21 protein-coding genes and 1 other RNA gene are annotated in these 24,515 nt (G+C 53.6%); 4 read left to right on the top strand and 18 right to left on the bottom strand.

The window, feature by feature from the left end; genetic code table 11:
- Nucleotides 1-154: 154 nt before the first annotated feature.
- The 3 genes from KNP82_RS01540 to secA2 form a co-directional block, all read right to left on the bottom strand.
- Nucleotides 155-2,893, bottom strand: a complete 2,739-nt coding sequence (locus KNP82_RS01540; RefSeq protein ID WP_051627701.1) for a bifunctional 2',3'-cyclic-nucleotide 2'-phosphodiesterase/3'-nucleotidase — start codon at nt 2,891-2,893, stop codon at nt 155-157.
- Nucleotides 2,894-3,184: 291 nt separating this feature from the next.
- On the bottom strand, nt 3,185-4,006 hold the full coding sequence (locus KNP82_RS01535; protein WP_029595078.1) for an SLAP domain-containing protein: 822 nt from the start codon (nt 4,004-4,006) through the stop codon (nt 3,185-3,187).
- A gap of 1 nt (nt 4,007) precedes the next feature.
- On the bottom strand, nt 4,008-6,377 hold the full coding sequence (gene secA2 / locus KNP82_RS01530) for an accessory Sec system translocase SecA2 (RefSeq protein WP_035385651.1): 2,370 nt from the start codon (nt 6,375-6,377) through the stop codon (nt 4,008-4,010).
- A gap of 236 nt (nt 6,378-6,613) precedes the next feature.
- On the opposite strand from secA2, the gene KNP82_RS01525 reads away from it, so the two are divergent.
- Together KNP82_RS01525 and KNP82_RS01520 are read left to right on the top strand one after the other, a co-directional pair.
- The gene (locus KNP82_RS01525; protein WP_029595076.1) at nt 6,614-7,909 is read left to right on the top strand and encodes a Y-family DNA polymerase; all 1,296 of its coding nucleotides are present in this window, start codon (nt 6,614-6,616) and stop codon (nt 7,907-7,909) included.
- Complete coding sequence (locus KNP82_RS01520) at nt 7,906-8,235, top strand: YolD-like family protein (protein ID WP_214826847.1); 330 nt, start codon at nt 7,906-7,908, stop codon at nt 8,233-8,235. Before KNP82_RS01525 ends, KNP82_RS01520 begins: the two co-directional genes overlap by 4 nt.
- Here KNP82_RS01520 and KNP82_RS01515 read toward each other — a convergent pair.
- Nucleotides 8,232-9,788 (bottom strand): SulP family inorganic anion transporter, encoded by a 1,557-nt coding sequence (locus KNP82_RS01515; protein ID WP_214826845.1) that lies wholly within the window; start codon nt 9,786-9,788, stop codon nt 8,232-8,234. The two genes, KNP82_RS01520 and KNP82_RS01515, sit on opposite strands and share 4 nt — an antisense overlap.
- A 218-nt stretch (nt 9,789-10,006) precedes the next feature.
- Between KNP82_RS01515 and KNP82_RS01510 the strand changes: the two genes are divergently transcribed.
- On the top strand, nt 10,007-10,660 hold the full coding sequence (locus KNP82_RS01510) for a hypothetical protein (RefSeq protein WP_058764094.1): 654 nt from the start codon (nt 10,007-10,009) through the stop codon (nt 10,658-10,660).
- Nucleotides 10,661-10,735: 75 nt separating this feature from the next.
- On the opposite strand, the gene KNP82_RS01505 is transcribed toward KNP82_RS01510, so the two are convergent.
- On the bottom strand, nt 10,736-12,148 hold the full coding sequence (locus KNP82_RS01505; RefSeq protein ID WP_214826843.1) for an NAD-dependent epimerase/dehydratase family protein: 1,413 nt from the start codon (nt 12,146-12,148) through the stop codon (nt 10,736-10,738).
- Nucleotides 12,149-12,287: 139 nt separating this feature from the next.
- Here KNP82_RS01505 and KNP82_RS01500 point away from each other — a divergent pair, with 139 nt between their 5' ends.
- Nucleotides 12,288-12,479: a hypothetical protein gene (locus tag KNP82_RS01500; protein WP_058764098.1), complete on the top strand. Its 192-nt coding sequence runs from the start codon at nt 12,288-12,290 to the stop codon at nt 12,477-12,479.
- Nucleotides 12,480-12,526: 47 nt separating this feature from the next.
- Here KNP82_RS01500 and KNP82_RS01495 read toward each other — a convergent pair whose 3' ends face one another.
- From KNP82_RS01495 to galU, 13 genes are all read right to left on the bottom strand, one after another.
- Nucleotides 12,527-13,174 carry a hypothetical protein gene (locus KNP82_RS01495; RefSeq protein WP_131472350.1) on the bottom strand — a complete coding sequence of 216 codons (648 nt, stop codon included), beginning with the start codon at nt 13,172-13,174 and terminating at the stop codon, nt 12,527-12,529.
- A gap of 176 nt (nt 13,175-13,350) precedes the next feature.
- Nucleotides 13,351-14,310 (bottom strand): HNH endonuclease signature motif containing protein, encoded by a 960-nt coding sequence (locus tag KNP82_RS01490; RefSeq protein WP_029595069.1) that lies wholly within the window; start codon nt 14,308-14,310, stop codon nt 13,351-13,353.
- A gap of 71 nt (nt 14,311-14,381) precedes the next feature.
- On the bottom strand, nt 14,382-14,990 hold the full coding sequence (locus KNP82_RS01485) for a hypothetical protein (RefSeq protein ID WP_029595068.1): 609 nt from the start codon (nt 14,988-14,990) through the stop codon (nt 14,382-14,384).
- A 189-nt stretch (nt 14,991-15,179) separates the two neighbouring features.
- Complete coding sequence (locus tag KNP82_RS01480) at nt 15,180-15,335, bottom strand: hypothetical protein (protein WP_029595067.1); 156 nt, start codon at nt 15,333-15,335, stop codon at nt 15,180-15,182.
- 127 nt (nt 15,336-15,462) lie between these two features.
- Nucleotides 15,463-15,818, bottom strand: a transfer-messenger RNA (tmRNA) gene (gene ssrA, locus KNP82_RS01475).
- A gap of 49 nt (nt 15,819-15,867) precedes the next feature.
- Entirely contained in the window at nt 15,868-16,338 is a 471-nt protein-coding gene (gene smpB, locus KNP82_RS01470) for an SsrA-binding protein SmpB (RefSeq protein ID WP_029595066.1), read from the bottom strand.
- A 49-nt stretch (nt 16,339-16,387) separates the two neighbouring features.
- Nucleotides 16,388-18,793: a ribonuclease R gene (gene rnr / locus KNP82_RS01465; protein ID WP_214826841.1), complete on the bottom strand. Its 2,406-nt coding sequence runs from the start codon at nt 18,791-18,793 to the stop codon at nt 16,388-16,390.
- Nucleotides 18,794-18,809: 16 nt separating this feature from the next.
- The gene (locus KNP82_RS01460) at nt 18,810-19,562 is read right to left on the bottom strand and encodes an alpha/beta hydrolase (RefSeq protein WP_483299302.1); all 753 of its coding nucleotides are present in this window, start codon (nt 19,560-19,562) and stop codon (nt 18,810-18,812) included.
- 90 nt (nt 19,563-19,652) lie between these two features.
- Complete coding sequence (gene secG, locus KNP82_RS01455) at nt 19,653-19,877, bottom strand: preprotein translocase subunit SecG (RefSeq protein ID WP_012726902.1); 225 nt, start codon at nt 19,875-19,877, stop codon at nt 19,653-19,655.
- Between the two features lie 73 nt (nt 19,878-19,950).
- On the bottom strand, nt 19,951-20,838 hold the full coding sequence (locus KNP82_RS01450) for a YitT family protein (RefSeq protein ID WP_128124240.1): 888 nt from the start codon (nt 20,836-20,838) through the stop codon (nt 19,951-19,953).
- Between the two features lie 55 nt (nt 20,839-20,893).
- The gene (locus KNP82_RS01445; protein WP_214826834.1) at nt 20,894-22,234 is read right to left on the bottom strand and encodes a glycosyltransferase; all 1,341 of its coding nucleotides are present in this window, start codon (nt 22,232-22,234) and stop codon (nt 20,894-20,896) included.
- Nucleotides 22,231-23,439 (bottom strand): glycosyltransferase family 4 protein, encoded by a 1,209-nt coding sequence (locus KNP82_RS01440; protein ID WP_251128612.1) that lies wholly within the window; start codon nt 23,437-23,439, stop codon nt 22,231-22,233. The genes KNP82_RS01445 and KNP82_RS01440 overlap by 4 nt, the downstream gene beginning before the upstream one ends.
- A gap of 21 nt (nt 23,440-23,460) precedes the next feature.
- Complete coding sequence (gene galU, locus KNP82_RS01435; protein ID WP_021065453.1) at nt 23,461-24,342, bottom strand: UTP--glucose-1-phosphate uridylyltransferase GalU; 882 nt, start codon at nt 24,340-24,342, stop codon at nt 23,461-23,463.
- Nucleotides 24,343-24,515: the final 173 nt, after the last annotated feature.

Here is a 24,515-nt window from a genome sequence, read left to right as displayed (position 1 = left end):
TGAATCCCGTTGTTTTACACGTATAATGTAAACGCTTACGTGACTGATTATACAGCAGTTACCACTTTTTTGTAAGGGGTTTCGTTCATTTTTTTGACACTTTTTCGAACACGAAAAAACGGCGCCCCGCAGGACGCCGTCTCGGTTGAATCGCTTATTTCAAGGCGAACTTCGCTTGCTTCGCCCCTGCGCCCGTATAGTCGCTCGCGATGACCGCGTAGCTTCCTTTGGCGAGACCTTTTTTGAATGTGAATGTATACGTTCCGGCCCAGCTCGCTTTCACTTTGGCGACTTGTTTGCCTTTCGCGTCTTTCAAGACGACGACGGCTCCCGGTGTCGTTTTCCCGATGATTGCTTTCGTGCCGGCTTTGACACCTTTCGTGTTCTTCGGTGTCGCGATGGCCGCTTTCTTGAGCGTGAACGCCTTCGCTTTGACGACCGTTCCCGTCACATCTTTGGCGACGACTTCATAGTCGCCATAGATGAAGCCGGCCCGTTTCGTGAATTCGAACGATCCGTTCTTGTCAGCCGTCGCATACGCGATCGTTTTGCCGTCACGCTTGAGCGTCAACTTCGTCTCCGGTGTCGCTTTTCCGGTAATGACGTTCGTGTTGGCGTACGTCAACTTCGACGCAAGCGCCGGTGTGCCGACGAAGCCAGCACCGACGACTTTCGTTTCCGTGACCGAAGCGCCATCGAGTTCAGAGACGATGGTGAGCGATTGACGGAGCTTGAGCGGTTTCGTCACGAGCGTATACGCACCGTCTTGATCCGCTTTCGCTGTCGCGAGCACTTTGTCGCCATCTTTCAACGTGACGTTCGCGTTCGGTGTCGTCGTCCCTGTCACCGCTTTTGCGCCCGGCTTGATCGTGTTCACCGTGAGGGCGAGTTCGACTGCCGCTTGATCGAGTTCGATCGTGTATGTGCGGAACAAGCGATTCGCCGCATCCGGACGTGTCGTCTCGGTCGCTTCGATGCCTTCATACAGGTCGACGTACTGTTTGCCGGCATCGGCCGTCTCGAACTTGGCTGTCCGCTTCGCGTCGGCAACGATTTTCCAGTTGTCGTCCGCTTTGTATTCGAGCTTGCCTGAGACGATATAGTCCGAAATCACGTTCCGTGTCTCATACGCTGAACGGTAAACGATGTTCTTCCCGCCACCGAGACCCGGGAACGATGTCGAGCCAGCGCGATAGTTGTTCGTCGCGACGAGGAACTCTTGGTCGAGTGTGATCGGCTTGCCGTTATACTTCACGTTCTTGACGCGGTTCGCATCTTTGTTTTTCAGTGTTCCACCGATATCGAACTTGGCAGGACCAGTCACATCAATCTCATACGTGAGGCCGTCGAGGATATCGAAGTTGTAGCTGCGGAACTCCAAGTTGAGCAACTCATCGTTCGTATCCGAGACTTGTTTGTACGCCCCGGCTGACATCTCGAGCCAGTCCATCACGTCCGCACCCGTCACTTTGACGACTTCGAGCGTGTTCGGGAAGACGTACAGGTCGGCCACGTTCTTTAACGCGATCGAGCCTTTCGGGATGTTCGTGTAATAGCTCGCGTCCGTCAACTGACGGTTACCGGCTTTGAACGGAGCCCCCGCCGAGAGGATTGGAAGCTCTTTATATGCCGCGAGTTCTGGGTTCGTCGCGAGTTCTCTCTCGACGTACCATTTCTGCGCGTTCGTCACGAACTGGACCGATGCGTCGTCACGGACGAGCGCGAAGTAGCTTTGGATATCGTCTTGAATCTCACCGACTGGGCGGTTGATGTATTCGATTGTCGCCTTATGGTCCGCATCGATGAGCGAGGCGATCGTCGGGTCTACCGGTGTGTCCGCCTTGACCGTGTCGAGTTTCGCGTTCGCGTCGAGCACGCTCCACTTGCCGTCGACGAGCTCGAGGTCGAGGTCGATGACCCCGAGATCTTTCCCTTGGTTGTTCGCCATGACGACCGGCTTGCCGTTGATTGTGCCTTTGTCCATGTTCACATGCGGGAAATCTTTGAACATGCCGTTCGCGTCCGGGAAACGGCCGTGCTGGTGACCGGTCATGACCATGTCGAGCCCTTCGATTTTCGTGAGCGTGTAGCCGACGTTCTCTTCCCCGTCTAATTGCTCATCCGCAAGTGCCGCACTTTCCCCGATCCCTGAGTGCGCGAGCGCGACGACAACGTCTGCGCCTTGTGCTTTCAATTTGGCGACGGCCGCTTTTGCTGCCGGTACCATATCATCTGCCGTCACCTTGCCTTGGAGGTTCCCTGAATCCCACGACATGATTTTTGGCGGGACGACCCCGAAGACACCGACTTTGATCGTATGTGTCTCACCGTCCCCATCGACGACTTGGCGTTCGATGATTTGGACTTCTTGTCCATCTTCGTTATATTTCGATACGATCGGTTCGCCTGACAAGTCCTTCACGTTCGAGTTGACGAAGCGAAGCTTGCCCTTCGACCCTTGCATCGCGTCATACAAGAACTGGAGCCCAAAGTTGAACTCGTGGTTCCCGAGTGTGACGGCGTCGAACTCGAGCGCCGACATCGCTTCATACATCGGATGTTCGAACGGGCCTGGAGTCTTCTGATGCTGCTCGCGGACGTAATCCCCGAACGGCGTCCCTTGAAGCGTATCCCCGTTATCGAATAGGAACGTGTTCGGCTTGCCGGCGTCCGTGCGATGTTGCTGAATCAACGTCGCGACTTTCGTCAACCCGATCGTGTTGTCGATTTTGTCTTGGAAGTAATCGTAGTTCGTAATGTTCGTATGTAGGTCGGTCGTCTCCAAGAAGCGCAGTTTGACGACGTCCTCGTCTTCCGCTGCCGCGTGTTGGAGCGGGATGAGTGTTGGGACGATGAGCGACGTAGCAATGGCCATCTTCGTAAATTTAGACATGATTTTTCTCCCCATTCATGTGGTGTGCATTGCGGACTAAATATACCATAGCGGCCTCTCCATTTTAATGAATCTTACGCCCTATTTCCTTTAAAATTTGGTAAAGAAAGGTCTGGTCCTAGACGACTTTCCGAGAACATGGAAAAGGTCCGAATCCGTATGATAGAACCGAACAGACGACTTCACATCACGCGATTTTTTGCACGAACTTGTACAGAGGCTAGACTTCACACAAGCAGTCCATTAGACCTAAAAAACCATCCCCAACGCGTATCGGGGATGGTCATATCGTCACGAATGGATGCGAATCGAGATCGGTCCGTCGTTGTCGCCGTCCGGTCTCGGGAAGCGGACGTGGAGCGGATAGTCGTGTTTCGGCAAGATTGGCTCGGCGAGCACGGCATCGGCTCGGCCGACGACCTCGTCTCGCTGCATCAACTCGAGCGGGAGACGCGGGATTTGGAGCGCCTGCTCGGCATAACCGTTCCGGACGAGGAGTGAGGCGCCGATTTCCGTGTCGGTCACGTCGAGATGGACGAGCAACAAATCGAACTGACCTTCGGCGACCGGACGGCTGAGGATGTTCATCCGCTTCAGGCGGTGCCATGCCACGTCCGGGAACGCGTCCCGTTCGGCGTCGGTCACGTCTTGGAGCGGTGCCGTCGGGTTCATTTGGAAAGCGAGTTGAAGCGACTCGGTGTCGAGTTCGTCGACATCGGTGAACAGTTCCTCCTCGAAGAAGTCGAGATAGACGGGCTTGCTCGTCATCGCTTCGAACGACGGCAAGTCCATCCGGCTGAGCATCTTCTGGCCGAGCGGTTCGCGGCGTTCGTTCAACAAGAGCACCGGGATCTCGTCGAGCGAGAACTCGGTCGCGACCGTGTTGCGGAACAAGGCGACCACGGACAGGCCGCCCGGGTTCTTCGTCGCACTGAGCAGTTCAATCGACAGCTGGTTGTCCGCGAGCGGCGGCAGCGTCGTCGCATGATAGCGGAACACATACTCATCTTCTTTCGAAATGTCCATCCCTTCATCGAACACGAGGCGGAGCGTCCGCTCGTCGTCTTGGCGGATGATCGTCTCGACTTTCTTTCGTTTCAACAGTCCGAACATGTCACAGCCCCTCCTCTTCCCGTTGCGCAAAGTATACATCTAACTGGCACAGTTGAATCGTCACGTCGCGGGCGATATCGAGATACGTTTCTTGGAAAATCTCGAGCCCTTCCTTGCCGAACTGACGGCTCGGGTCTTCCTGGCCGTAGCTGCGGAGTCCGATGCCCTCTTTCAAAGCGTTCATCGTCGTCAAATGGTTCGTCCAGCGGATATCAAGGTGGCTGAGCAGTTGTTGCCGCGCGAAGGCGATGACTTCCGGATAACCCTCGATCCGCTGTTCTGCCATCGCGACGATGCCGTCGATCCATGGTGCGAGTGCTCGTTTCAACTCGTCTTTGTCCCCGACCTCGTCGTCCCATGTCGGTGCCTGTTGCGTCAAATACATATAGTCCTCGAGCAAGGCGTCTTTCGCCCACTCTTCCGGCACGAGCTCGGCGTCGATATGACGGTCGAGCGTCTCGTTGAGCGCGAGTCGCATCATCGCGAGCACGTTGTTCAAGATGGCCGTCGCATTGGCGTCGACCGCCTCGTCGCGAATCGAGTAAATGATGCGGCGCTGCTCGTTCAAGACGTCGTCGAGCTTGAACATGTAGTCGCGGACCGAGACGCCGACGCCTTCAATCGTCGTCTGGGCGTATTCGATGATGTCGCCCGCTTCCTTATGGCGAATCTCCCCGTGCTCGTCCGGCTTCAGTTTGTGCTCGACACGTTTCAAGCGCTCGGCGGCGTACCGTTTGACGAGATCGTCCTCGAGCGAGACGAAGAAACGTGACATGCCCGGGTCGCCTTGTCGTCCCGACCGGCCGCGGAGCTGATTGTCGACGCGGAGCGACTCGTGTCGTTCCGTCCCGATGACATACAAGCCGCCGCGTTCGCGCGCCGTCTCGTCTAAGACGATATCGGTCCCGCGACCGGCCATGTTCGTCGCAATCGTCACGTGCCCGAGCCGTCCCGCCTCGGCGATAATCTCGGCTTCTTGGGCGACCGTCTTCGCGTTCAACAGCTCATGCGTGATGCCTTGTCGCTCGAGCTGTTCGCTGACGGCCTCCGACTGGGCAATCGAGGTCGTCCCGATCAAAATCGGTTGTCCCGTCGCGTGGATGGCCGCCACTTCTTGTCCGACCGCCGCATATTTATGGGCGATCGTGTCAAAGACGCGGTCCGGCAAGTCTTCACGCAGACGTGGCCGGTTCGTCGGCACTTGGACGACGTCCATTTGATACGTCTTCATGAACTCTTCGCGTGACGTCTGGGCTGTCCCGGTCATGCCACCGAGGAGCGGATACATCCGGAAGTAGTGTTGAATCGTGATTTCAGCCGTCGTCTTGTTCTCTTCGGTGATGTCGAGCTGTTCTTTCGCCTCGAGCGCCTGATGGAGGCCTTCCGACAGGCTGCGTCCTTCCATGACCCGCCCCGTGAACAAATCGATCAACTCGATTTTGCCTTCTTGGACGATATAGTCGACGTCCCGCTCGAACAATACGTTCGCCCGGAGCGCCTGCATCATGTAGTGATAGAGGACGTGGTGCTCGGCGGAAAACAAGTTGTCGACCGAGAACAACGCCTCGATTCTTTCGATACCCTTGTCCGAGAACATGACGGCACGTGCCTCGAGGTCGACCGTATAGTCGTCTTCCGTCAATTGACCGAACACGGTTTGGGCGAGCCGTTTCAGGCGGACGTGTGACTCGTCCTTCTGGGCGATGATGAGCGGTGTCTTCGCCTCGTCGATCAAGACGCTGTCGACTTCATCGAGCAAGGCGAAATGGAACGGACGCTGCACGCGTTCTTGCGGCGAGCCGACCAAGTGGTCCCGAAGATAGTCGAACCCGAACTCGGTCCCGACCCCGTATGTAATGTCGGCCGCATACGCCGCTTGTTTGTCAGGGAGCTCCATCTCCGGCACGTTCAACCCGACCGTAAGCCCGAGGAACGTGTGAATCTTGCCGATTTGTTCGGCGTCACGTTGCGCCAAATAATCGTTCACTGTGATGACATGGACGCCTTTTCCTTCGAGTGCTTTGACGAATGCCGGTAATGCCGCGACGAGCGTCTTCCCTTCCCCGGTCGGCATCTCGGCAATGTTCCCTTCAAGTAGCGCAAGGCCGCCGATAAGCTGGACGTCATAGTGACGGAGCCCAATCGTCCGGACGGATGCCTCGCGGACGAGAGCGAACCCTTCCTCCGTGATGGCGCGGACGTCCGCACCGTCCGTGAGCCGCTGTTTCAGTTCGAGCGCGTACTGGCGAAGCGCCTCATCGTCTAAAGCGCGCATCGTTTCCTCGTACGCGTTGATGCGTTCGACTTGTTTCTTATAGGTTTTCAATCGTCGTGCCTGATCATTGGTCAATTGCTTCACAAAATCAATCACAGGATAGCCTCCATCGTCAGAAACCATATTTGTCTAGCTACCCTCTTATTATACCGGATTTTGTTTCCGACTCGTTTTTTTATTTTGGTAAATCCCAAAAAGATGGAATTTCATGCATCAGCCATCCTTTTTTTTACTCTTTTCAAAATTTCTTTTCATTTTTCTATTTGAGACGGCGTGAGACCGTGATACGATGACAAAAACAGAACGTTTGTTCGTAAAAAGGAGAGGTGGCTATGCGACGTCGGATTTTTTGTATCGACAGCGTCTCATTCTATGCCAGTTGCGAGTGCGCCGCCCGCAAGTTGAACCCGTACAAGACGAAGCTCGTCGTCTTATCAAACCTCCAAGATCACGGCGCCCTCGTCCTCGCCGCGACACCGCCGATGAAACAACTTGGCATCAAGACCGGCTCCCGGCGCTTCCACATCGACCGGTTGCCGTGGCACGAGCGGCGGCACATCATCTACGCCGAGGCCCGGATGAGCCACTATTTGAACGTATCCGTGCAAATCGTCCACATCTTGCATCAGTTCGCACCCCCGGAGGCGATCCGCGTCTACTCAATCGATGAGACGCTCGTCGATTTGACCGGCACGGAGCGGCTGTTCGGGAACGATGCACACGTCGCCCGGCTCATCCGCTCGACCGTCTTCCGTTATACCGGCATCCCGGTCACGATCGGCATCGGCCCGAACAACGTCCTCGCCAAGCTCGTCCTCGACTTGCATGGGAAAAAGACGGGTGTCGCCAGCTGTTTCCTGCACGATGTCGAACGATTGATTCACCCGGCCCCGATCGGCAAGATGTGGGGCGTCGGTGCGAAGATGGAAGTCCATCTCCGGCGGCTCGGCATCGACACGATTGGCGACCTCGCCCGCTATCCGCTCGAGACGCTCCATGAGAAGTTCGGCGTCATCGGCGCCGAGCTTTGGCACCACGCCTGGGGCATCGACGAGTCGCCGACGATCCTCCCGCCGAGCTCCCTGTTCGGGGCGAAGCGGCAGCGTCCCCGGACGATCGGCCATGGCATCACGCTCATGAAAGACTATGCGACGTACGCGGCCATCCGGCTCGTCTTGCAGGCTATCGCCGTCGAGGTCGGGATGCGGACGCGACAGGCCGGACTCGTCGGCGGCAGTGTCCATCTCGGCGTCCGCTACACCCGGACGAGCGAGCGGCGCGGCTTCAGCAAACAAAAAAAGCTCGCCCGCTTCACAGCGGACGAGCGCGAGTTCTTGCCGGTGTTGTTGACGCTCTTCCTCGACGCCTGGGACGAGACAGAGGCGGTCCGTTACGTCTCGGTCGCCCTCGGTAAGCTCGAGCCAAGGAGCGACCACGTCCAACTGTCATTCTTCGAGGACGAGTGGGCCCGGGCACGCCGGTTCGACTTCCTCGACCTCGTCGACAGCTTGAACGTCCGCTTCGGCCGCGGCACGATCCGGCCGGCATCGAGTTTACTGAAAGACAGTCCGCTTCGGACGCGGCAACGCCTCATCGGCGGACATAAACAAGGAGGTGAATCGTCATGAGCCAGACCCGCTACAAAGACCGCGGTGAATTGAAATGGATCCCGTTCCTCATGCCCGAGCACGTGGCGCTCCTGAAGAAATATTACGCCCACGTCCAAAAGATTGAGCTGCCCGACTTAGATGAGCAGTTGCTCTACTTGTGGCAGACCGAGCTCGAACGCGCCATCCGTGAAGGGGATGCCGTCGAGCTGACGCTGTTCGACAACGGCATGACCCATACGGTGCGCGGCTACGTCCACGCCATCTATTACGCCGAACGTGAAGTCGAGCTGTTCGACACCGAGGTGCGCCGTATCCCGTTCGATCAGATTCTGTCCGTCCGTTAAGACGCGTCAATCGCTTCCTGCGTCGTCTCGAACGTGTCGACGTGGTCGAGGACGCCATAATGCTTGAGCGTCTGTCGCACCGGTGCCGACAAGTGCGCGAAGACGACACGACGGTCGGCCGCTTTCAACTCCCGGACGACGCGGCGAATCTCCTCGACGGCCGTCACATCGATGACCGGACAACGGTGGAAGTTGAAGATGAACACATCGGGCTCGTTATGGATATGATGCAACACGTGCTCGAACATCTCGATCGCGCCGAAGAAGAGCGGCCCCTCGACGCTGAAGACGACCTGTCCGTCGCGCGTCACGTACCGTTCCGTCTGTTCGCGGACGTCAATCGTATCGGCCATCCGTTTCGCGAACAAGGCGAGCGCACAGATGACCCCGACCTCGACGGCGACGACGAGGTCGACGAACACGGTCAACCCGAGCGTGACGAGCAAAACGAGCGACTCGGCCGACCGATGCCGGAGCATCTCGAAGACGTGGTGCCGCTCCGACATGTTCCAAGCAACGCGCATTAGAATCGGGGCGAGTGCGGCCAGTGGGACATAGCTCGCGAGCGGTGCCAACACGAGCACGGCGAGTAGCACCGTCAATCCGTGGATGACGCCGGAGCGGCGGCTGACGGCCCCGGCTTGAATGTTCGTCGCCGTCCGGGCGATGGCGCCGGTCGCCGGAATCCCGCCGAAGAACGGGACGACGACGTTGGCTAGCCCTTGCCCGAACAGTTCTTTGTCCGGGTTCATCTTCGTACCGGCCATGCCGTCCGCGACCGCACCCGACAACAGCGACTCGAGCGCCCCGAGGAAGGCGATGGCGAACGCCGATGGCATGAGCGTCGCAATCAAATCGAGGTCGATTGCGAGCCAGTTGAACTCCGGCAGTCCGCTCGGGATGCCGCCATAGGCACTGCCGATTGTCGCGACTTCTCCTGGGACGACGAGACTGACGAACGTCGGCACGAGCATCGCCATCAATAACAGCGGCAATTTCACGGGCAGTTTCGGTACGAGCCAGAGCGTCAAGAAACCGATGACGGCAATGAAGACAGGCCATAAGCTCGCTTCATGTAACGACGTCACGAGCGTTAATAAGTTCTCGTGGAAGTGCGGTGCCTTCTCGAACGTGATGCCGAACAGTTCGTCGAGCTGGTCGACGAAGATGACGACGGCGATTCCCGCAGTGAAGCCGATCGTGACAGCGCGCGGCATGAAGCGGATGAGCCGTCCGACACGGAGCACGCTCATGAGGAACAATAGAATCCCGGCGAGGAACGTCGTCACGAGCAACCCTTCGTAGCCGTGCGCCAGCATGACGCCCGAGACAATCGGGATGAAGGCGCCGGTCGGTCCAGCGATTTGGAATGTCGAGCCTCCGAACAGGCTGACGAGGATGCCTGCGATGATGGCCGTGTACAGGCCGTACACCGGTCCGACCCCCGAGGCAATCGCGAACGCCATCGCGAGCGGCACGGCGACGACCCCGACGGTGATCCCGGCCGAGATGTCTTTCTGCCATCTTTGGCGTGGTGTCATGAAGTTGTCCATTCTTGCATTCCTTCTTTCCATGAGGTCGAAAACGAGTTCAGTTTACGCCTGTATGTATCCTTTGTAAACGACTCTGGCGAAACGTTAACATAATCGACAAAACAAACCGAGATAATAATCTTACTTATAATCAAAACGTATAGAACTGAATTGATATACAATGAGAAAAACTGTTTGGACATATCGGCAATAATATTAATCAAGAAAGGGATTTACTTATGAAAAACCAGCTAAACATTCTAAAAGACCTTTCAAAGTACCGTTCTCCAAGTGAAATGGATAGTTACTTCAAAGAAATAATTGAACTTCTAAAACGTGATCGGCGTGCTTTAGCAGTTTCAAGGTTACGTAAAGGTTGGTTTAAGGAGTTTCAAGAAGAGTTTGTTCCAGCATACGTGTTTTCACTTTCCCCCTATTTTCCTGCAGATGCAAAAGTCAAAATCATTATAGGAAATCAAAATTACGATTTTGTGGTTTTACGGCCTGACGGTGTTGAGGAAAAATACGAAGTGAGTTCTTACATAGACGGAGAGCAAGAGGTAGAAATCGCTAAGGCTTTGAATGAGGTTGGAGTGTGGAGTTCACGCTTAAGAAGTTATGAGAATTTGGAAGATAGAATGGCAACCTATATGGAGAGAACAAAAAGCAATATTAAAAACAAATCCATGAAAGACTATACAGGCATTTCTTTAATTTTCAGTGTCACTACCTTTCAATTCTCACCTGTATTGAACACCAGACCTGAATTTTCAATCGAAAGCTTGGTTAACTTCATACAGATGACCCCATTTAGAGCAAAACATATTTATTTAATTGTCGAAGACGGTAAAGATAGTCATACAGTTGGTTCGAAAATTCTTAAAATAAAATGAGTACTACTATGCGCTTGTACGAAAAAATTTAAAGAATCTAAAAGACGCATCCATCACGCGATGGATGCGTCTTCGTTAATTGGTCGGTGCCTCGACGACTTGATCGCCCTCATCCGCATCTTCACCAAGCAGACGGACGTGACGGCCGAACAGCCACATGACGACGAGGTGGGCTTTCGCCTGCGTCTTCGTATAGAACCACCACGGCAGCGCCGGTACGAACTCATGGATGGCAACGAGCCCTTCGTCCGACTCGGGGAGCCGTCTGAACTCGAGTCGGCCTGTCTTGTCATCCTCACTCAATTTCGCAAACAACCCGCCATCGATTTCATAAGAGGCCATATCGTCCGTCGCCTCGTCTTCGAGCGACAGATGGAGTGCGACGAGTGACGGTCGGAGGAGCGCAATCTCCCAGTCATCGTCCTCTTTCGTCGTCTGGATGAGCGGGTACGCGAGCCGGCCGAGCCACTCGAAATACGTGTCGGCCATCCATAGCGCCGACTTGTTCTCAGGCAGGCCGAACCGTTGAATCGAGCGGACGGTATACTGTTGCGGCGCTTTTTTCTTCTTGCTGCCGCCCGACTTCTGTTTCTCTTCTTCCTCGAGCGCGTGATCGACCGCTTCCTTGAACGGGATTTCCCCTTGTTTGACGCCGGTCGTGTCTTTTGCGACCATGGCGTGACCCATGCTCTCGACGAGCGGATAGACGGTGTCTTTCGGTTCACCTGTGACGGCCATGACCCAGAGGCGGGACAGCTTGATCGTCGGGAATGGGAAGTCGATCATGACGCGACGTTTGCCCATGACGTCAGCCGTATCTTCAATCATCTTGCGATACGTCATCACTTCCGGTCCACCGATATCGATATGATGGTCATACAGCGCTTCGGCCCCGACGACCGAGATGAGCGCCTGGACGGCTTCACGCAAATCAATCGGATGCGTCTCCGTCTTCGTCCAGTTCGGGAGAATCATGACAGGCAACCGTTTGACAAGTTTCGCGAGAATCGGGAACGATGAGCCTTCTGGACCGATGATGAGTCCGGCCCGAATCGTCGTCACCGGCACCCCTTGCCCACCTAGAATCCGTTCGACTTCGAGCCGACTCTTCAAGTGACGGGACAACGTCTTCGACTCTTTCGGAATGATCCCGCTCAAGTAGACGATCTGTTCGATATCATTTGCTTTCGTTGCTCGGGCAAAATTGTCGGCGATGAGCGCGTCCATGTCTTCGAACGTCGCCTGCGTCAGCCCGCCGTCCGGAATCATCGAGTGGACGAGGAACATGGCGTAGTCCGCCCCCTCACACGCCTCACGTGTCTGTTCATACGAGAACAAGTCACACGACCGCCACGTGATGTGGTCCTCGTCTTCTTTGTTCTTCGTCGAACGAGATAAGGCGATGATGTCGTATTCTTCTTTTAAATGGTCCATCACGTTCGAGCCGATATAGCCGCTCGCCCCCGCGATGACGATGGTTTTCCGCATAGTGGTCACTCTCCCCTTCATTTGCACATAAAGGTACTGTACCCGTCTTGGGCTGAGGTTAAATCAGTCCCGCGCCCTACAGTATGTACTGGAAAAATTATGTAAACTAAAGCCAACTAAAGACGGAGGAGGAATGGCTATGGGATTTTGGTATTTCTTGATGCTATTGATCGGTGGATGGCTCGTGGTGCGCGGTATATTCAAAAAGAACACGAACGGACTGATGCGGTTCGGCACACTCGTCATTGGAGGGCTGTTGATCGCCCTCGGCCTGTTCATGTTCCAAGACGGCAGTGATGCGATTGTGGCGGATTTGTTTAACTTGTGGTGACCATGGATTGAACAAAAACACTTCCTGCGCGCAGAAAGTGTTTTTCATTAGAACGATAGAATTAATGGAGTACCGTCATTAAGGATCTCCCCGTTTTTAGCGACATAGTCGACATGAACATCCGCATGGCGTAACATGTCGCTCTCTTGTAGCGCTGCCATCCAGCTGCGGACGAGTGCCTCGTCTCCGGATGCTGGCTCCCGATGAATCGTCACCAAGATTGTCGGTACGACGTCGGCCGTTTTATAGGCGAGCGGGTTCGCAGCCGAGTTGTCGAGTTCTCGTACGGCTACTTCATCGTAAAAAACATCGTACGTGACATCACGGCCAAACGCCGTCATGACCGAATCCTCGATGACATCCGTCACGTCATCTTCCCATTTCGATGCCAGGAACGTGTCGACGACTTCCCCTGTCGTCTCATCCGCATAAACGAAAAACTCGGTCCCTGTCACGGAATCAACTGCGGTTGCCGCATATTCGAACGGGAAATTCCCCATGTTGTCGAACGTGACCTCTGTCGTCAATTCGGCATTGTCGAAACGCTCCGCTACATACGGCTCAGCGAGTTGGATTGCTTTTGCTTCTTCATTGGGGTCGGACTTCATCGACTGATTGAACACAAAAACGAGGCCTCCCATCCCGACGACAAGCACCCCAATCGCAATTAATGCCCATTTCCAAAAGCGCTCCACACCAATACCTCCTCTAAACCGTCTATGTACCACCAAAAAAGTATCTCAGCTTCTTTCTATCAGTGTATCAGACAATTTATGGAAGGGTTTATTTTATTCAAAGGTATAGTTTTAAGGGTAATGAGTTTCTAGTTTTCTAAGGTCCCGAATTTTTGAACATCACCTATCCCACAAACCTATGCCCTCGGTGCCCAATTGGCTTCAAACCCATTCTGCACCGCATAGTCATACAGGTGAATCAATTTCGTTTCTTTGTATGTCTCCATCTGTTCTGCCACGCGCAACTCATGATTTCGTTCCAGAAGAGCGTAAAGATAATCAATCTTCGCCATCCGATTGTTCTTGCTCGTATTACAAGTCGGACAAGCGAGGACAAAATTCCATAGAACATCATTCTGTATGTAAGACCACGGGATAAAATGGTCGACATGGATCTGTTTGAGCGGCTTCATACAATAAAAACAGACGGAATGACCATGGCTCAGCAAAATTTGTTTGAACTCGTCGAGCGATTGACGAGCCGAGACGAATTCGATTTTGTTCAAGATTCGCTCCATCGCTTCGCGTGTATTGTATTTTTCCAGAAAGACGGCGAGTTGATAATTCGTAACATTCATCAAGACCCGTTTATATTTCTCAAAAAAGATGACGTAGCTCGGCACAAGTTTGACCCACTCTTCTTTCCGATTGAATGAATAGACGGTTCCCTCGAACGAGGTATAGAACGATCCGTACACGTACTTCTTATAGAACTGATTCACGTTTCGAATCAATTGTTGTTGCTGCTGAACCGGCAGACGATCAAAGTTCCAAGTGGACGGAATTTCATGTGTCGCTTGAAACGTGAGCATCGTTTTTTCGACCGAGCTCAATTTCTCAAGTTGATTCACTTGTCGCAATCCGTGTTTCACAATCAAATTCCAATACATCTTCGTCACGTGTCTTGAAATTTGCTGGAACGTCACTACACCGGAATCACTTAGTTCGGTCGTGCATTCGAGCAACGCCTTCATAAGCATATGCTTGTACGTCGTCGTATGTGTCGCATTCATTAAAAATTGTTGTGTATAGCGCCATAAGTCAGTTTCTGTTAAGTAGACGTTTTTTGCCTCAGCAACACTTAAATCCCACCCCAATGACCTCACCCCCACTCATTCGTTACATCATCGATTATAACGAATGAGGAACAAGAACGGATCAAGGTGAATCAAACAGGAGCCGAAAACTCTTTTTTGATTTGTTCTATATCGATATTTGTTTTTTCATGGATATAATGGACTAACGTATCATACTGTTCGACAGTATTTAGCTTTTTAAATTTCTCAACATCTCCTTCAAAGTCTTTAAAGTACTCACTTTGATAATCAGGATTGTTAAAGAGCTTTAGATACTCCATATAATCTTTTACAGTCATCTGGCTCACGATTTGAGACAAGATTGCATCCCACTCTTTTATCCGACTCTCATGAATCTGTTTTTTGATGACGATGTCATGCGCCTGCTCGAATTTGATTTGTTGAATGCATTGCTCCACTTCCATCTTATACTGGAACAATTCGTCTCGATTTTGAGTGTTTAATGCAGGAACAACCTCTGTTAAATAATATTGATATCTCTTCTTTCGAGGATGCATGATTTTGTCTTTTGGTTTTTTAGGATTCGATTCTTTATTCGAACGATTTTTAAGTCGTTCCGTTACACCAAATGCACCAATTGCTCCAACAATTTCTTTTTTATGTTCAAGTGCAAACTTTCCTACTGCCGGACCATACTTCTTGACTCCATTGATAATTAATTCCGTAGATTTTTTTGACATGAGGATTCCTCCTATGATGGTTATATATTCTCGTGACGTTTTTTCAAAAACAGCTCATAGTATATATTCAACAAAGCAATATTCAATCCTTTGATTCCGTTTAAAAGTCCAAATAATGGTGTTGTCCATTCACAAAGAAAGGATTATTGAGCAAACACTCAATAATCCTTTTGCTATAATGTTTCCTGATCATTCCCCAGCTTCTTTCTTCTCTTGTTGCTTCTGCAAATATGCTTCTCGAATCTGATTGATTTTATCTTTTTTATTCGAAATAGCTGGTTTTTTGCCATCTTGATACTTGGCAGCAGCCACTTTACTTTTCGTATCTAATTGATATTTTCCCATTTGATTCACCTGCTTTCATTTCATTGTGATTGAGTTGTTCCATAAAAATCAAAAGACCTTCTAATCTCAATGAAATTAGAAGGTCTTCATTAAAAATCATTGATTGCAGTCGTTGCAGACTGCTTAAAAATGGAGACGGCGGGAGTCGAACCCGCGTCCGAAGGCATCGTAACGCATGCTTCTACGTGTGTAGTTTATCTATTGAATCTCAATGTGACACTGCCGATAAACAGGCGTTGTCGCATCCAGTCTGATTCATCTCTTCTTCGCGCCCTCAGACGGCGAGGTTGAAGCGTAGCTTGCTTAGTTTGAGACCCTGATAATCATCCACACAAGCGATGGATGTCAGGATCCGCAGGGCACTTAGGCTGCTGCGAGTTGTGTGTTAGTTTTGCCAGTTATAGGCGTTTGCGTTTTAACGAGGCCGACCCCTCGACACGCCACATACGACCGACCTACCCCCGTCGAATCCATAACGTCCCCGAGGTGGTAATTGGTACTACAACAACTATACCACAATCAGGTCTCGCTGTCAGTATTTTTGCCGGTCCCGGAGTGCCCGGTCGACGTCGCGCTTCGCGTCTTTCTTCTTCAAGTCGTCGCGCTTGTCATACTTCTTCTTCCCGCGCCCGATGCCGAGGAGACATTTGGCGAAGCCGTTCTTGAGATACACTTTGAGCGGGATGATCGTATATCCGTCACGCCCTTGTGCGCCGATGAGCTGATTGATTTGCTTCTTATGCAACAATAGCTTTCGGACACGAAGCGGCTCATGGTTGAACCGGTTCCCTTGCTCGAACGGGCTGATATGACAGTTGTGAAGCGTCGCCTCGCCACCGTCAAAGCGCACATACGCGTCGGCGATGTTGATCTTCGACTGGCGCACCGATTTAATCTCGGTCCCCGTCAACACCATGCCGGCTTCAATCGTATCTTCGATCGCATAATCGAAGGACGCTTTTCGGTTTTGCGCGAGCGCGTTCGAATCTTTCTTCTTGGCCATAGACATTCAGTCCTTTACTTCAATATGGAGGAGGGGTCGCCCCCTCCCGTCAGCGACGCTTCTTCGCTCCGCGTTTGGCGTCGCCTTTACGTTTTTGACCGTCTTTCTTCTTCAAGTCGAGTGCCGACCGTCCTTGCGACGTCTTCGGCTTCTCGCCTGGCTTCGACGGTTTGCCGGCTTGACCCGGTTTCCCTGGTTTGCCCGGCTTGCCGCGCTTCGGACGTTTGTCATCGCGACCGCGTCCTCCGCGTTTGTCGTCTTTCTTCGGACGATTTTCTGTCGCTTTAATCGTCGTCGGTTGGCGACGGCGCGACTGTTCCCGCTTCGGCATGCCGACGACGGTGAAGTCGATCGTGCGCTCGTCCAAGTTGACGGCGTCGACCTTGACGCGCACCGCGTCGCCGATCCGGAACTGACGTTTCGTCCGCTCACCAATCAAGAGGAGCTGCGACTCGTCGAAGTGATAGTAGTCATCCATCGACTGGAGACGAACGAGTCCTTCAATCGTGTTCGGGAGTTCGATGAACATCCCGAAGTTCGTGACACCGCTGACGACGCCGTCGAACTCTTCACCGAGACGTGATTCCATATACTCGGCTTTCTTCAAGGCTTGCGTCTCGCGCTCGGCATCGACCGAACGGCGCTCGCGCTTCGACGCCTGTTCAGCGATCGAATCAAGACGGTCCTCGTACTTGGCAATCGTCTTCTCTGACACGTCGCCGTTGAAGACATACGTGCGCATGAGACGGTGGACGATCAAGTCCGGGTAGCGACGGATCGGCGACGTGAAGTGCGTATAGAAGTCGGTCGCGAGGCCGAAGTGGCCGAGCGAGACGTCATCGTACTTCGCCTGTTGCATCGAACGGAGCATAATCGTGCTGATGACCGGCTCTTCCGGTTCACCTGAGATCGCCTTCAAAATCTTCTGAAGCGTCTTCGGTTCGACCTTCTGGCCTTTGAAGCGCTCGATGTGCACGCCGAAGTTCGCGACGAAGTCGAAGAAGAAATCGAGCTTGTCCGGTTTCGGATTATCGTGGACACGATATATGAACGGCACGTCCATCTTGTGGAAATGTTCGGCGACCGTCTCGTTGGCCGCGAGCATGAACTCTTCAATCAACTTCTCGGCGACCGAGCGTGGACGCAAGACGATATCGGCCGGTTTGCCTTCTTCGTCGACGACGACTTTCGCCTCGGCGAAATCAAAGTTGATGGCACCGCGCGAGTTGCGGCGCGTGCGGAGCACTTCCGCGAGTTCGGCCATCAGGTCGAACAACGGGATGTACGGCTCGTACCGTTCGAGCGTCGCTTCGTCGTCGCGTTCGATGATTTCACGAACGTTCGTATACGTCATCCGCTCCGTCGTCTTGATGACACTCGGGAACAGCTCATGGTTGACGACCTTCCCGTTTTGCGGGGAGATCTCCATGACGCAGCTGAGCGTCAACCGGTTGACGTGCGGGTTGAGCGAACAGATCCCGTTCGAGAGACGGTGCGGCAACATCGGGATGACGCGGTCGACGAGATACACACTCGTCCCCCGTTCGAACGCCTCGATGTCAAGCGGTGACCCTTCCGTCACGTAGTGTGACACGTCGGCGATATGGACGCCGAGCTCATAGTTACCGTTGTCGAGTTTCTTGACGTGGACGGCATCGTCCAAGTCTTTCGCGTCTTCGCCATCGATCGTGAAGATCGTCTCGTTGCGAAGGTCGACACGGCCCATGAAGTCCTTCTCGTCGGCCTCATCCGGCACGGCGTTCGCCTGGTCGATGACATCTTCCGGGAACTCCGTCGGGATGCCGTGCTTATAGACGATCGACAAGATGTCGACGCCCGGGTCGTTCTTGTGTCCGATGATGCGGACGACGTCACACGCGCCGGCGAAACGTCCGTCCGGATATTTCGTGATGCGGACGACGACTTTATGGCCATCGACGGCACCGAGCGATTTGTCCGGGTTGACGACCGGCCAGAAGTTGATGCGCTTGTCATCCGGCTCGATGAAGGCGAACTGGTCGAGGCGTCCGCTCGGGAGCGTATACGTCCCGACGAACTCTGACAAGCCGCGCTTCAATACTTTGAGGAGCACGCCCTCGGTCTTGCCGCGGTTGTCCTCACGTTTTTTGACGAGGATCGTGTCCCCGTGGTAGACGTCTTTCAATTGGTCGGGCGGCAAGAACACGTCCTCCGTCTCCCCTTCGACTGATAAGAAGCCGAAGCCGCGTTGGTGAATCGAGATGATTCCCGCTGCTTGCCCGAGCACGGCGAGCGTCCCGTAACGGTTCGTCCGTGTGCGGCCGATTAGGCCCTCTTCTTCGAGGGTGTTCAAAGTGCGGATGAGCTCTTTAAAGGCATCCGTCGACTCGAGCGCAAGACGCTCAGTCAACTGGTCCACTGTCAGTGCTTTATCACTGGCTTGGATAATTTCTAGTAGTTGGTCACGTAAATTCAACGTGACACCTCCTTTTTCACACTGACCAGTCTAACGTTTCGAGAAAATCGAGCACGTCCTGGTGCAGTTTCTCTTTTTCTTTATCGAGTGTGATCACGTGTCCCGACTCCTCATACACGAGCAGTTCTTTTTGGAACGCATTAATTGCCTCGTAAATTTCGTGTGCAGATTCAGGATCGATCATTTGATCTTTCGCTCCTTGGACGACGAGCGCCGGGACGAAAATATCTTCGAGTTTTGTCGTCGTGTCACGGACGAAGGCACGGAGATCCTTGAGCGTCGGCATCGGTTTGAAGTCCGCCATCTCCTGTTCAATCTGTTCAGGCGATTTTTCTTCTCGAGACTTATATTCTCGAGCGTAGGCTTTGACTCCTTTGTATAACCGGTCCTCGGCATCGATTCCGGTCGGAGCGCACATCGGGATGACGCCTTTGACGTTCTCCTCTGAAGCGAGGCGAAGCGACATGACGCCGCCGAGCGAGAGCCCACAGACGGCAATCTCCTCATAGCCTTTCTCTTTCAACGACTGGTAGGCGTTCAAGACGTCCTCCCACCAGTCCGCCGGTCCGTACTGAAGCAATTCTTCCGGCGGGACGGCATGGCCCCGATACTGGGGACCCATACACGTATAGCCTTCTTTTTGCAGGAAACGACCGAGCATACGGACATCCGCGCTCGATCCGGTAAAGCCATGTAACATCAACACGGCACGTGGTCCGCCTTCAAAGAAGAACGGTTTCGGTGCTGTAATCTTCATTGCTAACGTCATCTCCTCATACAATCCATTATTCCCAAAAAACAATTGAAAAAAACAAAAGCCGACCGCCTCACGTAAAAATCGAGAACGATCAGCCTTTCATCATAATGATGCGACTAGTAATCCTAAAATGAAAAACAATGTGCCTAGTACAGCTGCAGTTCGGTTCAAAACAGCGTCGAAGCCGCGCGCTTTCTGGCGGCCGAACAACTGCTCCGCGCCACCTGCAATCGCCCCAAGACCTTGCGACCGACCTGACATGAGCAGTACGACGACAATCAATAAAACAGCCACGACGAGTAGGCTGATTGTAGCGATCGTTTGCATAGTAGTCAGTTCCTCCTTCTTTTTACACGCTTCTTATTATATAGAAGTTGGCGTCAAAACACCAGCTTTCAAATTATCGGGACGGGTAGCTGAACCCTTCCCCGATGACCTCTTTCACTTGGTGGATGACGACGAAGGCACGCGGGTCCGTCACTTCGACGATTTTCTTGAGCGGGCCGACTTGGCGCTTGTCGACGATCATGTACAGCATGTTCTTATCCTGCTTCGTATAGTAGCCGTGACCGTGGATAATCGTCGCCGAGCGGCCGAGCGTCTCCGTCAACACGACGGCGAGCTCTTCCTGCTTGTCGCTGATGATGGTGACGGCCTTACGGATGTTGAGCCCTTCAGCGACGAGGTCGATCACCCACGAGCCGATGATGATGGCGATCAACGTATAGAGCACGACTTGTTCCCCGAGGATGAAGCCAGACGCCCCGACGACGATGGCATCGATGATGAACATCGACACGGCGACGCTCATATGCAAATAGCGTTCCATCAGACGGGCGATGATGACCCCGCCCCCGGTCGTCCCGCCGACGCGGAGCACCATGCCGATGCCGACCCCAATCATGATTCCGGCGTACACGGCCGCGAGCAGTTTGTCCTCGGCTGGGCTGCCCCAATCGTGGGTCAAGCTGAGAAAGAACGACGTCGCGATGACAGCAACGACCGAGTAGACCATCGTCCGTCGGTCGAGCAGTTTATAGCCGACGATGAATAAAATCCCGTTCCCGATAATCGACGTGACCCCGAGGTCCCAACCGAATAGGTAATACAAGATGATGGTGACCCCGAGTAGGCCGCCTTCCGAGAAATCGTTTGGGACGGTGAAGTAGTTTACCCCGAACGCGAGAATGAATGAGCCGGCGACGATCCAGGCGATATCCTTCAAGGAAATCGATTGGAGTTTCTTCCAGACTTGTTGACGCAATAGATGTTGTTGCTGACGTTTCATCATTTGTCCCCCTTCCATATAAAAAAGACCGCGGCACAAAGCCGCAGTCTAAGTTTTACTGTTGAACTGGCTTTGGCGCACCGTCTTTCATAATCGGCAACTTGCGGTCCACGACGTTCGTGTAGACATTCAAGAGTGCCTCTTTTTCCAAATCCCAGTTATATTGCTCACGCGCCATCTTCGTGTTCTCTTTGACACGGGCGTAGAGTGCTTGATCGTCGAGCAGGCGGTTGACGCCTTCGGCAATCGATTGTGGGTCGTGCGAGTCGACGACGACTCCGACGTCGTTGCCGGCGACGACCCGTTCGATTTCCGGGAAGTCACATGACACGACCGGTACTTCTGCCATCAAATATTCGAACAGTTTGTTCGATGACGCCGAGTAATGGTTGAAGCAGACGTTGTTCAACACTTGGAAACCGAGATACGCGTTCATCGTATAGTACGGTAACGCCTCGACCGGTACTTTGTCAATCATCTTGACGCGGTCGCTGACGCCTTCGTCCTCGATCATCTGTTTGATGACCGGCTTGAGTTTCCCGTCCCCGATCATGACGAGCGTGCCTTCCTTGAAGTCCTTGACGGCGAGGATGAGCTGCTCGAGTCCACGACCGGCTTGGATGCCGCCTTGATACAAGAGAATCTTCTCGTCTTTCGGAAGCTCGAGGAGCGCATGCAAGTCTTTGCGGAGCGTGAAGTCGAGCGGACGATAGAACGGGTAATTGTGGAGCACGTACGGATAGAAGCCGTAGAGTTCTTCGTTGTGCGCCGCGCGCGTGTGGTTCTCGACCATCATCGAGTCGACGTACGGCAAGAGCCAGCCCTCGAGGTTACTTTGGATGTAGCCGTAACCGGTCCGGTCCGTCTGGACTTCGTGCGAATCGTAGACGATTTTGCCTTTGTTGACGAGTTTACCGGCGATCAACGCCTGCGGGAGCGTGTTCAAGTCGTTGGCGTGATAGAAATCGTACGACTTCTTCGTTGAAGTGAACACCATTTCGAGCATCGCGCTCGCGTTGACGATATTTTTACGCACAGGTGGGAACAAAATCGCACCCGCTGCCGCACCGAGTCCAAGCATCGTCAGTGGTGCGAGGACGAGCAGTCCCGCGCCGACGAGTCCAGCACCGATTTGACGTGTCTTCTTCGCGCTGACCCATGTCCGGGCCGACTTGAGCGCCTTCATCCCGTTGGCGAGAATTGACGGCTGCCGTTTGACGCGGATGACGCGGAATCCTTCCGGACGCATCTCTTCTTTCGGGAGTGACGGATTTTTCGGGTCTTGGAGCGCGATCAAATCGACTTCATAGCCCGCCTCGGCGAGTGCCGAGCATTCGCGCAAGACGCGCGCATCATTCGTAAAATGGTTCCATACAAACATACATACTGACTTCATCGTGTTTCCTCCATCGTTACTTTTTCTACCACGTCTTCGAGGACGTGTATATTGTTTTCCCAGCACAAGTTGTCTTTCACATAACGGATCCCGTTGACGCCGTACTTTTCACGCAAGTCAGGACGTTCGAGCAGTTTCCGGAGCATGAGCTCGATCTCGTTGATGTCACGTTTCCGTGATACGTAACCGACCTCGGCCGCTTCGATGACATTCGCCGCATGGCCTGACACCGCCGCGACGATTGGTTTGCCGACCGCCATATAATCGATCAATTTGCCCGGGATGACCGTATCGAACACTTCTTGCTCGATCAAGCTGACGAACGCGACGTCCGCATTCTTGATGGCTTGGAACGCCTCCGTCCGAGGCATCGCCTCGAGGAAGAGGAAGTTCTTGAAGCCGCGAGCCTTGATCGTCTCTTTCAACTCGTTCTTGCGGTACCCGTAGCCGATCAGCTTGAAATGGACACGCGGTTCGTCCCGGAACCGCTCCGCAAGCTCAAGCAAGAGCGACACGTCTTGGGCAAGGCCCATGTTCCCGGCATACAGAATCTCCATCCGGTCGTCCTCAGGGACGGTCCGCTCGAGGTTGCGCTCGCTCTCTCGAATCGAGTTCGGCATATAGTGAATCATGTCGTTGTCGACGCCACGTTGGCGCAGATAGCTGCGGAACCCTTCCGAGTTGATGATGATTTCATCGGCCGCCTTATACAGACGCTTCTCAAACCAAAACGCCGGGGCGAGCATCCAGTCGTGTTTAAACACGCCGACGCCTTTCACCGACTCCGGCCAGAGGTCACGGACGTCCAAGATGAACGGGACGCCATACTTCCGTTTCGCATACACACCGACGAACGCCATAAAAAAAGACGGGGTCGTCGCAAAGACGACATCCGGTTTCGAGTCGAGCTTTTGGACGGCAGCGACGCCTTTAATCATCTGTTCCAAAAACAAAGCGAGCCGGCTCACCATGTTCGACGTATGCTTGCGTTTCTTCGTGATGAGACGCTTGATGAACGGCTGGTTGTTGAGCGCCTTGTCGTTCCAGAAGCGGTCGTCTTTATACAAGTTGAAGTTCGGATACGACGGGGCGGCCGTGATGACCTCCACCTCGTAACCGCGTTCTTTCATGAGATGCGTAATATTTTGCATCCGGTTACCGGCACTGCCGATTTCCGGATAATAGTTTTGACAGACCATTAACATTGTTTTCAAAAATAACACACCTTACTGTTGTTCGAGTTCGTCCACGAAGCGCTTCAAGAGCGTGTGGACGTTGGCTTTTAAATCTGGGTCGCAGAGCGCATGGGCAATCGTCGCTTCGATGAAGCCGATCGGTTCCCCAACGTCATAGCGACGCCCGTCAAATTCATAGGCGAAGACGGTCTCCACCTCGTTCAAGCGGGCGATGGCGTCCGTCAGTTGGATCTCGCCGCCCGTCCCGATTTCTTGCGCCGACAACGCCTCGAAGACGTCCGGCGTCAAAATGTAGCGGCCGAGGATGGCGAGGTTCGATGGGGCTTCTCCGACGGCCGGTTTCTCAACGAACGTCCGGACCGGGATCAGCTTCCCTTCGACGGCAAGCGGGTCAATTATACCATATCGATTCGTCATTTCATACGGGACGCGCTGTACCCCGATAATCGAACGCTCATACTGCTCGTACTGGTCAATCAATTGCTTCGTCGCCGGCACGTCCGCCTCGATGATATCGTCCCCGAGCAGGACGGCGAACGGTTCGTCGCCGATGAACTTGCGGGCACACCAAATCGCGTGACCGAGCCCTTTCGGCTCTTGTTGCCGTATGTAGTGGATATTGGCGAGGTTCGATGAGTGGCGCACCGACTCGAGGAGTTCGGTCTTGCCTTTTGACTCAAGGTTCTGTTCGAGCTCGATGGCCCGGTCGAAATGGTCCTCGATGGCGCGCTTGTTCTTCCCGGTCACGATGATGATGTCCTCGATGCCGGAAGCGACGGCTTCTTCCACGATAAATTGGATCGTCGGTTTGTTGACGATCGGGAGCATCTCTTTCGGCATCGCTTTCGTCGCCGGCAAGAAGCGGGTGCCGAGCCCGGCGGCCGGGATGATGGCTTTCCGTACGCGTGTCATGGACGTCTCTCCTTTTTTATGCTGTATCTGATGATTATACCCAATTTCCTAGCGTTCACGCACACAAAAAAACGGCCGTGACATACGTCACGACCATTTCCGGTCGTCCATATACTTGTACAGGAACCAACCGCCGACACCGAGCGCGATGAGAAGAAGGAGAAAACCGCTGA

The sequence above is a fragment of the Exiguobacterium sp. s26 genome (assembly GCF_018618235.1).
Taxonomy (GTDB): domain Bacteria; phylum Bacillota; class Bacilli; order Exiguobacteriales; family Exiguobacteriaceae; genus Exiguobacterium; species Exiguobacterium chiriqhucha.
Note: the sequence above shows the minus strand (reverse complement) of the source record. Positions and strands in the feature narration are given on the sequence as shown.